The organism is Shewanella sp. SM74, from assembly GCF_025653725.1.
In the GTDB taxonomy this organism is placed as follows: Bacteria; Pseudomonadota; Gammaproteobacteria; order Enterobacterales; family Shewanellaceae; genus Shewanella; species Shewanella oncorhynchi.
The window spans coordinates 78,998-91,123 of record NZ_JAKKRZ010000012.1 but is presented as its reverse complement, the minus strand read 5'-3'; the positions used below and the strand labels follow the sequence as shown (position 1 = coordinate 91,123).

10 protein-coding genes are annotated in these 12,126 nt (G+C 46.4%); 5 read left to right on the top strand and 5 right to left on the bottom strand.

What is annotated here, in order from left to right; translation table 11 throughout:
- Window positions 1-50: 50 nt before the first annotated feature.
- Complete coding sequence (locus tag L5M49_RS13760) at window positions 51-779, top strand: HDOD domain-containing protein (protein WP_105250172.1); 729 nt, start codon at window positions 51-53, stop codon at window positions 777-779.
- Window positions 780-857: 78 nt separating this feature from the next.
- Here the strand turns inward: L5M49_RS13760 and L5M49_RS13755 are convergent, their stop codons facing one another.
- On the bottom strand, window positions 858-1,763 hold the full coding sequence (locus L5M49_RS13755; RefSeq protein ID WP_028761667.1) for a LysR family transcriptional regulator: 906 nt from the start codon (window positions 1,761-1,763) through the stop codon (window positions 858-860).
- Window positions 1,764-1,963: 200 nt separating this feature from the next.
- Here L5M49_RS13755 and metE point away from each other — a divergent pair, with 200 nt between their 5' ends.
- A complete protein-coding gene (gene metE / locus L5M49_RS13750; RefSeq protein WP_263266274.1) occupies window positions 1,964-4,234 on the top strand; it encodes a 5-methyltetrahydropteroyltriglutamate--homocysteine S-methyltransferase in 2,271 nt (756 codons plus the stop codon).
- Between the two features lie 93 nt (window positions 4,235-4,327).
- Here metE and queG read toward each other — a convergent pair whose 3' ends face one another.
- Window positions 4,328-5,530, bottom strand: a complete 1,203-nt coding sequence (gene queG, locus L5M49_RS13745; protein WP_263184441.1) for a tRNA epoxyqueuosine(34) reductase QueG — start codon at window positions 5,528-5,530, stop codon at window positions 4,328-4,330.
- 174 nt (window positions 5,531-5,704) lie between these two features.
- Between queG and L5M49_RS13740 the strand changes: the two genes are divergently transcribed.
- Entirely contained in the window at window positions 5,705-6,502 is a 798-nt protein-coding gene (locus L5M49_RS13740) for a substrate-binding periplasmic protein (RefSeq protein ID WP_263266273.1), read from the top strand.
- Here L5M49_RS13740 and L5M49_RS13735 read toward each other — a convergent pair.
- Entirely contained in the window at window positions 6,499-8,355 is a 1,857-nt protein-coding gene (locus tag L5M49_RS13735; RefSeq protein WP_411569106.1) for a diguanylate cyclase, read from the bottom strand. The genes L5M49_RS13740 and L5M49_RS13735 overlap by 4 nt on opposite strands.
- 220 nt (window positions 8,356-8,575) lie before the next feature.
- Here L5M49_RS13735 and L5M49_RS13730 point away from each other — a divergent pair, with 220 nt between their 5' ends.
- Both L5M49_RS13730 and L5M49_RS13725 read left to right on the top strand, forming a co-directional pair.
- The gene (locus L5M49_RS13730; protein WP_113939058.1) at window positions 8,576-9,100 is read left to right on the top strand and encodes a phosphatase PAP2 family protein; all 525 of its coding nucleotides are present in this window, start codon (window positions 8,576-8,578) and stop codon (window positions 9,098-9,100) included.
- A gap of 31 nt (window positions 9,101-9,131) precedes the next feature.
- Window positions 9,132-9,566 carry a DUF3069 domain-containing protein gene (locus tag L5M49_RS13725; RefSeq protein ID WP_263161490.1) on the top strand — a complete coding sequence of 145 codons (435 nt, stop codon included), beginning with the start codon at window positions 9,132-9,134 and terminating at the stop codon, window positions 9,564-9,566.
- A gap of 131 nt (window positions 9,567-9,697) precedes the next feature.
- Here L5M49_RS13725 and L5M49_RS13720 read toward each other — a convergent pair whose 3' ends face one another.
- Together L5M49_RS13720 and L5M49_RS13715 are read right to left on the bottom strand one after the other, a co-directional pair.
- Window positions 9,698-11,386, bottom strand: coding sequence for an NAD-dependent malic enzyme (locus tag L5M49_RS13720; RefSeq protein ID WP_105250164.1), 1,689 nt, complete (start codon window positions 11,384-11,386; stop codon window positions 9,698-9,700).
- A 268-nt stretch (window positions 11,387-11,654) separates the two neighbouring features.
- Window positions 11,655-12,119: a DUF1456 family protein gene (locus tag L5M49_RS13715; protein ID WP_168824742.1), complete on the bottom strand. Its 465-nt coding sequence runs from the start codon at window positions 12,117-12,119 to the stop codon at window positions 11,655-11,657.
- Between the last annotated feature and the right edge of the window lie 7 nt (window positions 12,120-12,126).

Below are 12,126 nucleotides of genomic sequence, written 5' to 3'. Positions count from 1 at the left end.
GAGCTGTAACCGAATCATCTTATTGTTAATAAACAGGTGTAAAGTGTCTTATGACTGATCTTGAGCAACAGGTTTTTACTCAAGTTAGAGCTATCATAGCGAACGAAGAGCAAGTGATTGGCCGCCGAGGAATTCTAATTCCACTCAAAAAAGCGATTCTTGCTGAAGGCGACATTCGTAATGTGATTGACATTATCTCGAGCGATCCCGCATTGGCAGCGCACATGCTTATGCGCAGTAATTCCGCACAGGCTGCTGTAGTGGAAAATCACAAAACTCGCTCGTTGAAAGAAGCTTTGATCCGCTTAGGTCAAGTTAATATCTATCGCTACGCCTTTACGTTCTATTTAAAAGAACGCCTCGATGAACTGCCACAGCCCTATAAAAAGTTGGTCCAAGGTTATTGGAAGCTGACTGAAGATATTGCAACGGATGCGGTAGATAGCTTAGCGGATATGGAAGGTGTGGAGGTTGATGCTGACGAAGTACAAACCTTAGCTCTGTTCAGTGTGTTCGGCCAAATTATCGCACTGACCGCATTTGCCTATTTAAATGCTAATGCCGAACAGTCATTTCCTTTAAGTGTGATTAAGTCATTGATTGATAATCAACAACAGACCTTAACCATAGAAGCGTTCGAGGCGTTAGATCTCGATCAGGATCTGCGTCAAGAATTTATGATCGCCCATAATTTGCGTCAGACCCGTAATCCTAATTCATCAGGGTTGATACTGCGCCGTGTCTTGTCTATGCGTGGATTGTTGATGAATCCGCTGTAATTTGTCGATGCTATGAAATAGTCATTTGACTCAATAAAAAGCCTGCATTCGCAGGCTTTTTACTCTATGTCACCCGCATTAATTCGTCTTCTGCTGGCGGGATAAACCTTCCCTCGCCACCAGTTGTAACCAATTTTGGATCAATGCAGAGTTAGCACTGTGGCGGCGATAGGCACCAAATAGCGGTCGTTTTAGACCTTCTTGGCCGAGTTTCACCGTAGCGAGACTCAGTCCATGTCCTTCATTAATCGACCAACTTGGCAGTGCGGCTATGCCGTCTTTACAGGCGATGCGTTGCAATAACATCATGGTTAAATCACAGGTTTTTTGCTCGCCCGCCTCTATGCCCGCAGGTTCTAAAAAGTGGCGATAAATGTCTAAACGCGTCAATGGCACTGGATAACTGATAATAGGCAAGTGTGCTAATTGCTTAGGGGTGACATAGGCTTCTTTTGCTAGAGGATGATCTTTTGCAACCACTAACTTCACTTCAAAATCAAATAAATGCTGGTAGGCGAGTGAATGCCCAGGCACAGGATCTGAGGTTAATACAATATCCAGTTCACCCATTTCTAAGGCATTGAGCGAGTCGAACAAGTGGCGGCTCGACAAGTCTAACTCGGCAGTTGGATGATCTTGCCTAAATTGCTCCATTACAGGCATTAACCAGCGAAAACAGCTATGGCACTCAATGCCGACACGCAACTGATTAGTTTCGGTTTCCAGCCCATTCTTCAAATCTGTCTCGGTTTCTAACACCTTAGGCAAAATCTCTTCGGCCAGATGCAGCAGGCGTGCACCTTCTTGGGTGAATGACAGTGGCTTACTCTTACGCACAAAAATGGGCGAGTTAATCCTTTGCTCCAACTCCTTAATCTGGTGGGAGAGGGCGGATTGAGTGACAAAACGTTTTTTGGCTGCGCCCGCCAAACTGCCGCTTTCTTTCAGGGCCATTAAGGTTCGCAGGTGTCTTAGTTCGATCATGTTCACTCCAAGTGAATTTCGCTCATGTTGTGCTTGAAATCAATTCGGTTGCTGGAATAGAGACTAACACAATAAACTTCTAGACGTCCAGACGCCCATTGTTATTTATCAAGGCTGAAGTGCTGAAAAGTGCTAAGAGAAAACAATCTGGTGGGTGCAAGTGCCGAATGTGGCTTATCTCAAATAAAGGAAGATAGAGTATGCAATTAAATAGTCTTGGGTTTCCCCGTATTGGGCGTCGTCGTGAATTGAAATTTGCCTTAGAAAAATACTGGCGTGGTGAGAGCACTCAGGCGGAATTACGTGAAGTGGCGAGTGAACTTCGCCGCACCCATTGGCAGTGGCAAGCTGCTGCTGGCATTGAGCAAGTTCCCGTAGGTGATTTTGCCTTTTATGATCAAGTGCTGACCTTAAGCGCGACTTTAAATGCCATTCCTGATCGTCATCGTGGTGAAGGGGCAATCGATCTCGATACTTTATTCCGTGTTGCCCGCGGCAGAGCGCCAACGGGCCAAGATGCGCCAGCCTCTGAAATGACCAAGTATTTCAATACTAACTATCACTATCTGGTACCTGAGCTCAGCCAAAACCAAGAGTTTTCGATTGCCTATGAGCAGTTTTTTGATGAAGTCAGCGAAGCGCAAGCACTAGGCTATAAAGCCAAACCTGTGCTACTCGGTCCTGTTAGCTACTTGTACCTAGCTAAAACTGTGGGCCAAGAGTTTGATAAGTTAAGCTTATTACCCAATTTATTAACTGCTTATGCTGACATTTTGGCGCGTTTTGCTGCTCAGGGAGTGCAATGGGTACAGCTCGATGAGCCCATTCTCGCATTGGAATTGGATGGCGAATGGCAAGCGGCGATCACTGAGGCGTATCAAGCCCTCAGCATTACGAAGGTGAAGATCCTTCTTACCAGTTATTACGGCGGTATCGCACACCATCAAGCGCTGGTATCGGCCTTGCCGGTCGCGGGTTTGCATGTCGATTTAGTCACAGCGCCGGATCAATTGGCAGTCTTTGCCAATGCGCTTGGTCAAGATCAAATTTTGTCGGTGGGTGTGGTCAATGGCCGCAACGTGTGGGCGGCAGAGGCGGATTTAATTGCCGAACGCATAGGCGCGGTTGCCCGTGATCTCGGAGATCGCTTGTGGATCGGTACTTCTTGCTCACTCCTGCACAGCCCTGTGGATTTAGAGGTGGAAGCCACACTTGAGCCTGCGCTGCGTCAACAACTCGCGTTTGCGAAGCAAAAATTACTCGAACTGGCCAATGTGCGCCAATTGCTACTGGCACCTGAATCGGCCGCGGTAAAAGAGATTGTGCAAACCTGTTTGGCACGCCGTGAGACGAAAGCGCAGGCCGCCGACAGTCAAGTGATTGCCCGCGTTGCCGCGTTGACATCTGCCGACTATGAGCGCGTCAGTGATTTCAGCGTACGCCAAGCAGTGCAGCAGCAGAAATACCGTTTACCTCTGTTGCCGACCACCACCATTGGCTCCTTCCCACAAACACCGGCAATCCGTGGACTACGCAGTCGTTGGCGCAAGGGCGATCTGAGTGATGCACAATATACAGAGCAATTGCAGCAAGTCACCCGCGATACTATCGACCGCCAGCTTAAACTCGGTATCGATGTACTGGTTCATGGTGAGGCCGAGCGCAACGATATGGTGGAATACTTTGGTGAGCAGCTTGCGGGCGTTGGCTTTACCAAAAATGGTTGGGTGCAAAGTTATGGTTCACGCTGTGTTAAGCCACCGTTGATCTATGGTGATGTTAGTCGTCCAAAGGCGATGACGGTTGATTGGGCCGAGTTTGCCCAAAGTCTCACCGACAAGCCTGTAAAAGGCATGCTGACTGGCCCTGTGACGATTCTGCATTGGTCATTCGCCCGTGAAGATATCGGCCGCGATGTGATTGCGACTCAGCTGGCGCTGGCGATTCGTGATGAAGTGGTGGACTTACAAAATGCCGGTATTGGCATTATACAAATCGATGAGCCCGCCTTCCGTGAAGGTCTGCCATTAAAACAAAGTGAGTGGCAAACCTATTTAGATTGGGCGGTTAATGCCTTTAAACTCAGCGCTGCTGGCGTGACTGATGAGACTCAAATCCACACCCACATGTGTTACAGCGAGTTTAACGACACGATTGCTGCGATTGCCGCCATGGATGCCGATGTGATTACTATCGAGACTTCGCGTTCACGGATGGAGTTACTCAACGCCTTTGAAGATTTTGAATATCCAAATGAAATTGGCCCAGGAGTGTATGACATTCATTCGCCAAACACCCCAAGTGTGGAGGCCATGGTGCACTTAATCGAGAAAGCGGCGCAAAAAGTGCCCGTACGTCAGCTATGGGTTAATCCAGATTGCGGCCTAAAAACCCGTACTTGGGATGAAGTTGAACCCGCACTGAAAAACATGGTCGATGCCACGCGAGAACTACGTCGCCGCCTTGGTTAATATTATGCTTGAGTGAAATATTTTTTTACTGCGTTTATTGAGTTAGTAACAGCGGATGCTTATGCATCCGTTGTTTATTGCTTGCCGATTGACTTAAGCATCTCGCGGTAAGCCTTTTTCGATAATGCGCACCATGCGCTCGGTTTTGCGGCGGGCTTTTTGTTGTTCAGTTGTGGTGCTTTCAGCAAGGCGCGATTGCTGGGCATTAAGCGCCCATTCAATATGCTCACGCACTATCTCATCGATATCTTCGCTGTGATTGCGGGCGTTAAGTGCGGCAATAATGCTTGGGCTTGCGGGAGCGTTACCCAGTGCTACTGCAATATTACGTAGCCAACGTTTATGCCCAATGCGGCGAATGGCGCTGCCTTCAGTTTGTTTAAGAAACTCGGCCTCGCTCCAAGCAAAAAGGCTGAGAAGGTCAGGCTGCTTTAACTGCGGACGAATATGAAAGTCAGTTTCTTCAGTCAGCGGCGCTTGGCGATTGATGGGACACGCGAGTTGGCAATCATCGCAACCATAGATGCGATTGCCCATGAGTGGCCTAAATTCTTCGGGAATAGCGCCCTGCAGCTCAATGGTGAGATAGGAAATACAGCGTCTGCCATCGACCACATAAGGTTCTACGATTGCACCCGTTGGGCAGGAGGTAATGCAGGCGACACAAGTGTTACAGCCTTCTTGAATGGGAATATCCACAGGCAGAGGCAAATTGATCAGTAGCTCACCTAAAAAGAACCAACTGCCAGCCTCATGGTTGAGTATGAGTGAGTGTTTACCTGTCCAGCCTATACCGGCTTTTTCGGCTAAGGGGCGCTCAAGTACAGGGGCTGAGTCAACAAAGGGGCGAAAGTCAGCGGAATCGAAACCGAGAGCAACTAACTCTGCACTGATTTGATCTCCCAGCTTTTTAAGCCGAGCGCGGATCAACTTGTGATAGTCGCGACCTCCGGCATAACGGGAAATATAACCTAAGTTGGGATCGGTGAGATTCGTTGCAAAGCCAGCTTCGGGTGGCAAATAGTCCATCCGTACGGAGATCACCCGCACTGTGCCCGGATGCAGTTCTTGCGGGCGAGCGCGCATCATGCCATGGGTGGCCATATAGGCCATTTCGCCATGAAAACCTTTGTCTAGCCATGCTTGGAGTTTGGCTTCTTCAGCGGTTAAATCCGTATCGCAAATGCCAACCTGCGCAAATCCGAGTGCTTTTCCCCACGTTTTAATTTGCAGAGCGAGCCGCGACAGCATGCTGGCATAGGATTGGCTTGGGGTTTGATTGGCTAAAGTTGACATGAATTGATGGCAGCGAGGCTCTTGGCTAGGTGGCAATATGATAGCATTTTTCACTTATTGAGGACGAGTTTACTCAGAAGGGGGCGTGAGGCGATATTTTCTTTGGGGTATTTGTTTATTTGCAGTTGGGATTGAGTCTATGATTAGGTCTAATGTTTATCGTTTGGTATTCGTATGCTGAGTGCGTTTCCCCTTAGGGCGTGTTTTCTTGCGATGAGCTTATTAGGCCTGATGCCTAATCTTGTTTTTGCGGCGCCTGACAAGTTGAAATTGGTGACCGAAGCTTGGCCTCCCATGAGTTACGAGCAAAATGGTGTGCCGCAAGGTTTTGCGGTGGACTTAGTCAATACCTTGCAATCAAGACTGGGTCAGAGTGAAAAAATTGATGTGTTACCTTGGGCCCGGGCGTATTCGATTGCCAATACCTCAGCGAACGTTTTACTTTTTGCTACGTCAATTAATGATGAGCGAGCTGAGCAGTTTGATTTTATCGGTCCTATTGCGACCAGTAAAATTGCATTGTACGCAAGGGCGGCAGATCCCATAGCTCTCGATCAACTTGCTGAACTTCAATCGACAGATATTGTGGGGGTTTATCGGGAATCGGCGGGTGCGCAGTTGCTACAACAAGCGGGCGTGGATAATTTGCTGGTGGCGAGTTTTCCGCAGCAATCGGCGAAACAGTTGCTGTTTTCTCGAATTCGTTTTTGGTGCCAGGCGGATCTTGCGGTAAAGCAGATACTCGAAGAAGTGGGTGCGAGTGAGACAAATATCCGCCAAGTGTTTGTAGTATCGGAGATTAATCTCTATTTAGCTTTTTCTAAAGGGACATCGGCGGCAACCGTTATCAGTTGGCAAACAGAGCTTGAGAAAATGAAAGACTCAGGTGAATTTAGTCGTTTGTATCAGACATGGTTTGGCACTTTGCCACCGCCATTACAACATCAAGTGTTTTGGCATAAGGCCGTTTAATTCTCTCTTAAAGCCTCATTCTTGGCTGATTTCACACAATTTCTGCCCGCATTTTTAGCCTCATAAAGAGCATTGTCGGCCCGCTTTAGCAAGGTGGCAAAATCTTTATCTTGATATGCATCTTCCGTATTATTTTGTGGTTCTAAAGTGGCGACACCAGCACTAACGGTCAATTTGAGTTCTGCTGGTAAATTCTGTGCGCTAAGGCGGCTAATATGGTTCTGCAATTGATGCGCCAGCGCTAACGCACCTGTGGCATCAGTGTTAGGCAATAGGATTAAAAACTCTTCACCACCGATGCGGCCAACGAGGTCTTTATTACCCGATAAGGCTCGGCCTGCATTTGCAATGGTCATAAGGGCGCGATCGCCTAATTCATGGCCGAAGTTATCGTTGATTTTTTTGAAGTGATCCGCATCAAAAATAATCACTGAAAAAGGGCTTTGATGTTTTAAGGCTTGCTGAAAATATTTTGCGGCTTGGGCATAAATATGCCGACGATTAGGGAGTTTGGTAAGATAATCCGTGAGGGCAATAACTTGCAGTTGGCGATTTCTATGTACTTGTTTATAAGCGAATATAGACACTATCGTCAGGATAAAGCCCGCTAGTAATAGGATAATATGTTGCAGTGATTTGTTCTTTTCAAGTAGCGCGAGCTCTTGTTCTTTAAGGTTTTGGTTTTCAATCAAGCGTTGATTTTCAGATTCAATCCGACTGGTATCAAACTTGACCTTTAATTCTGTCGTATGATGGGAGAGAGAATTACCATCGACTTTTTTTGTTAGGGTAACAAATTCTTGCAGCGCTCCGTAGGCGGCAGATAAATCATTCATCGCCACATATATGTTACTTTTAAGCTGCAGCAGTTGAGTGAGTCCCCGATTATTCTGCAGAGTGCGAAAGGCTTTTTCCCCTTGCTCAAGTTCGATAAGTGCCTCTTTATAGTGAGCTTGTTGAAACTTTATCTCGGCCATAAATAGCTTCATGAAGCTGTAATCTGTCAGATCTTTTTCATTAATAACAGTATCGGCTTCGATTAAATACTTTTCGGCTTCGGTCAGACGATTGAGTTTGATTAAGCTGTAGGCAATATTCGTTGCCATAGTTGCTGCCACTTTTTCCTGCTGATGTTCCTTGAAGTATTGATAACTTACTAAGAAATTATCTACGGCCTGTTGATGTTCACCGAGTTCATCTAAGGCAAGGCCAATGTCCGAGTAGACATACATTGCCTGTTCTTGGTTATTGTTTTTTAGATAGAGAGCTTTGAGTTTGGTGTAATAGCGGATTGCACTTTGGGGATCGCCATAACGTCTAAAACTGGTCGCAACATCGGCAAGGTTAATGTTAGCCCAACCGCTTAAATTGAGTGATTCATAGAGATCTTGCGCTGTGACGAGATCGTCTAATGCCGCAGAAAAATCGCCAATATAAGAGTAAAGTGCGCCGCGAATGCTGCGTGAGTCGGCGATTAGCTTAAGGTCTTCATGCTCATAGGCACGTTTAACACTGAGATTATAGCCTTCCATCGCGCCATCCATATCACCACTTAATTGCAGAAACCAAGAGCGGCAGAGCGTGAGGTCGGTAATGAAATGGGGGGAGGCGGTTGGCTGAATATTGCTCAGTGCTTGGTTAGTATTTTTAAGTGCCAGTGCAATAGCGGTGTCGTTTTCTGTATTCTGATCCCAGCATTTAAGCAGTTGCAGCTTTTCATGACGGGTGACATCGTCAGTCGAAATTAGTTTGCTTAATAACACTAGATTGCTTTCGATTTCTTCACGGGTCATAGGGACGCCGCTTTCAAATCTTGCAAATATTTTATCAACCTGAGTCTTTTCTTCTGCCATAGCGTTGCTGAGCGGCAGTAGAAGCAGCAATAAGGAGAATGATAAATACCTAAGTTGATGTAGCAAAAAAGATTCCTGTTCGAATTAAAATCAATAGCTAATTATTAGCTTAGCATAACTTGTTTGTTCATTTTTAATATAGATGTATAGCAATTTTGCATTCGGTTAATGATCAAGGTATAAACTCCGCCTTGGTTATTATCCCACAAAGGAATCACCCTTGAAGAAATTACTCTGTGCTGCATTATTCATGATGAGTGGCACTAGTTGGGCAGGCTCAGATTTAGAAACCTCTGGCGATGTATTGCATTTATTATTACCCGCTACTGCGATGGGCGCGACCTTGTTTTATGAAGAGGGTTATGATGGTAGTTGGCAGTTAATTCAGGCGGCAGTGTCGAGTCGGTTAATTGTTGAAGGTCTTAAGTATGGTGTGAGTAAAGACAGGCCAGACGATAGTGGCGATGATTCGTTTCCATCGGGTCATACCTCAGACAGCTTTATGGCGGCGACGTTTATTCAGCAGCGCTATGGTTGGCAATATGGTTTACCTGCCTATGTTGCCGCATCTTATGTGGGCTACACCCGAGTGGCGAGCGACCAGCATTACCTCGAGGATGTGTTAGCTGGCGCGGCGATTGGCGCGCTGGCGGGTTGGTATTTTACTCAACCCTATGAGGGGATTACAGTTACGCCGATTGCGGGTAACGGCGTTTATGGTTTATATGTGAGTGGCCAGTTTTAAGTCTATTTTTGGGATGCGAATCGAGATGTTTATGAGCGAATTATCAGCTGTTTACCGCGAAACTGCCGAGCAGATTTCTTACAATGTTGCGAATAAAGTGTTACCAATGGCTAAATTACCGGGTGACTTATTAGCAGCGTACCAAGGTTTGTGTGCCGAACTGTTGGAAGACAGGGAGGGTAAATTTAGCCAAGCTTGGACATCTTTACCTGCCAGTGCGCGTAATCTAATCGAACAAGCCGCATTCCACGGTTTCTATATCGCGAATGCTTGGTTGCAATTGAGTCGTGTCGCCCAAGAAATTTCTGAGCAAGCCGATACCGATAGTGCAATCCAAGAGCAAGAATATAACGGTATTTTTACGCGCTTAGCCGATGAATCGCTCAAAGAAAGCCTACGTAAGTTGAAGAAAGCGCGTACCGATCGTGCTTTGCTCAATAGCTTTAAACAGGTGATGGCGCCTTAGTTTTTATTGAAATCAGCACAGAGTCAGAAAATTAAAAAGCCCGTTACTGCAAAGTAACGGGCTTTTTGCTGGCTAGCACAAACGCTCAACTAAGCTGCTTTACTGCGACTTGGGTCGCGGCAACGCTATGCTTAGAACGAAGTGCGTTTGTAGCGGCGATATTCTGGACTCCAGAAATTGCCTTCAATCGACTGCTGTAAGATCTCATCGCTCATTGGCAGCGTTAACCCTTGTTCAACTGCGACTTTACCTACGGCAAAAGCAATATGCTTACTCACCGCATGGATATCTTCCAGTTTAGGCAGTAGTGGACCTGTACCATCGATTGCCAGTGGCGAACATTCGGCAAGTGCGCGACTTGAAGCCATCAACATGGCATCGGATACATGACGTGCGCCCGAAGCTAATACGCCTAAGCCAATACCTGGGAAGATAAAGCTGTTGTTGCACTGGGCAATTTCATAGGTTTCACCATCGACAACCACAGGCTCGAATGGGCTGCCCGTAGCGACGAGTGCTTGACCTGAGGTCCAATGCAAAATGTCCTTCGGTGTCGCTTCTACGCGGCTGGTGGGGTTCGACATAGGGAAAATAATCGGCCGAGCACAATGGCTGTGCATAGCACGGATGATTTCTTCGGTGAAGAGTCCTGGAACCCCAGATACCCCAATCAGCACTGTCGGCTTGGCGTTGTTAACCACATCGAGCAGTGAAATATTGTCGCTGAAATTACTCCAGTTTTGGATATTTGTGCATTTCTGCGCCAATTTTTGCTGGAATGGCAACAGGTTAGGCATGTTGTCGAGCAATAAGCCCCAACGGTCAACCATACACACTTGAGTGCGAGCTTGCTCGTCGCTGATCCCTTCAGACACCATTTGTGCCACGATAGCTTCGGCAATACCGCAACCGGCACTACCAGCACCGAGGAAGGCGATACGTTGTTGATTCAATTCAGTGCCCGCAGCCTTACACGCGGCGAGCAAGCAACCAACGGCAACCGCAGCAGTACCTTGAATATCATCGTTAAAGCAGCAATAGCGATCCTTATAACGCTCTAGGATCGGCATGGCATTCTTTTGGGCAAAGTCTTCGAACTGGATCAAAGTATCCGGCCAACGCACGTGGACAGCTTGCATAAAGGCTTCGATAAACTCGGCGTATTCTTCGCCACCGATACGCGGATGGCGCCAGCCCATATACATAGGATCTTCTAACAACTGCGGATTATCTGTGCCTACGTCTAAGGTGATAGGCAGAGTATAAGCTGGACTGATACCGCCACAGCTAGTGTAGAGTGACAGTTTACCGATAGGGATCCCCATGCCGCCAATACCTTGATCGCCAAGACCTAAAATACGTTCACCATCAGTGACTACGATAATTTTAACTTTTTGACGAGTCGAGTTATTGAGGATGTCATCGATCCTATCTTTGTTCGGATAGGAGATAAACAAACCACGGTTGCGGCGATAGTTTTTCGAGAAACGTTCACAAGCTAAACCTACCGTCGGCGTATAGATGATGGGCATCATCTCGCTGATGTTATTTTGCACTAAACGATAAAATAAGGTCTCGTTTGTGTCTTGGATATTACGTAGGTAAATATGCTTGTCTAAGTCGTTATTGAAACTTCTAAATTGATCGTAGGCGCGAGAAGCCTGCTCCTCAATCGTTTCAATGGCATAGGGGACTAAGCCTTCGAGGTTAAAGAAAATACGCTCTTCTTCAGAAAATGCACTGCCCTTGTTAATCAGTGGGGCTTCAAGAATGGCAGGTCCTGCAAACGGAAGATAGAGGGGGCGTTTATTATCGTCCATGGGTAACCTTTTGAGTTATTGTTTAAGTGGTCAATACGTGCTGTAAGTCACGTAAGGTTATCATGAAATGTGATCTTTGTTGTCCGTGGAACGAGGTATTTGTGGTTTTTTTTGCAGCAGTAAAAAAGTCAGCTGTTTAAAACAGGATTTTTGAGGTTGTTGAAGTGAAATTGCGATACGCTTGTGTGTATTCAAGCAAGCTTAGTATAGATAAACGTAGAGGTAAAAAAACGCAGCCTAAGCTGCGTTTGATGTCATAGATTTAGCGTTATACGCCGCGATACTTAAGTGATAAGCCGCGAATAAAGTTACGCAGTATTTGATCGCCACACTCTTTAAAATTCTTGTGGTCTGGATTGCGGAACAGGGCGCTTAGCTCTGATTTTGACATTTGCACTTCGGCTAAAGCCAAAGCTGCTACTATGTCTTCTTCACGCATTTCGAGGGCAACTCTCAGCTTTTTAAAGATGAGGTTGTTGTTTAAACGTGAAACGGGCGCTGGAATTTCTGCACCTTCACGTAGACCGCGCTTCTCTATGATAAGACCATCTAAAAACTGACATAAGGTCGTGTCGTTACAAGCTTTATAACCTTCTTCCTCTTCTTTACGTAGAAGATCAATCATCTCTTCGACAGGCACTTCTCTTCCAGCTTTAGCAAAAATTTTAATCATTTTTGCATTGCTAAAATCAAACACGAAGCGCAAACGGCGCAAAATATCATTATTAATCATGGTAATC

Coding starts and splice junctions, on each gene's coding strand:
- L5M49_RS13760 (WP_105250172.1), top strand. CDS start 51: ATGACTGATCTTGAGCAACAGGTTTTTACTCAAGTTAGAGCTATCATA.
- L5M49_RS13755 (WP_028761667.1), bottom strand. CDS start 1,763: ATGATCGAACTAAGACACCTGCGAACCTTAATGGCCCTGAAAGAAAGC.
- metE (WP_263266274.1), top strand. CDS start 1,964: ATGCAATTAAATAGTCTTGGGTTTCCCCGTATTGGGCGTCGTCGTGAA.
- queG (WP_263184441.1), bottom strand. CDS start 5,530: ATGTCAACTTTAGCCAATCAAACCCCAAGCCAATCCTATGCCAGCATG.
- L5M49_RS13740 (WP_263266273.1), top strand. CDS start 5,705: ATGCTGAGTGCGTTTCCCCTTAGGGCGTGTTTTCTTGCGATGAGCTTA.
- L5M49_RS13735 (WP_411569106.1), bottom strand. CDS start 8,355: ATGGCAGAAGAAAAGACTCAGGTTGATAAAATATTTGCAAGATTTGAA.
- L5M49_RS13725 (WP_263161490.1), top strand. CDS start 9,132: ATGAGCGAATTATCAGCTGTTTACCGCGAAACTGCCGAGCAGATTTCT.
- L5M49_RS13720 (WP_105250164.1), bottom strand. CDS start 11,386: ATGGACGATAATAAACGCCCCCTCTATCTTCCGTTTGCAGGACCTGCC.
- L5M49_RS13715 (WP_168824742.1), bottom strand. CDS start 12,119: ATGATTAATAATGATATTTTGCGCCGTTTGCGCTTCGTGTTTGATTTT.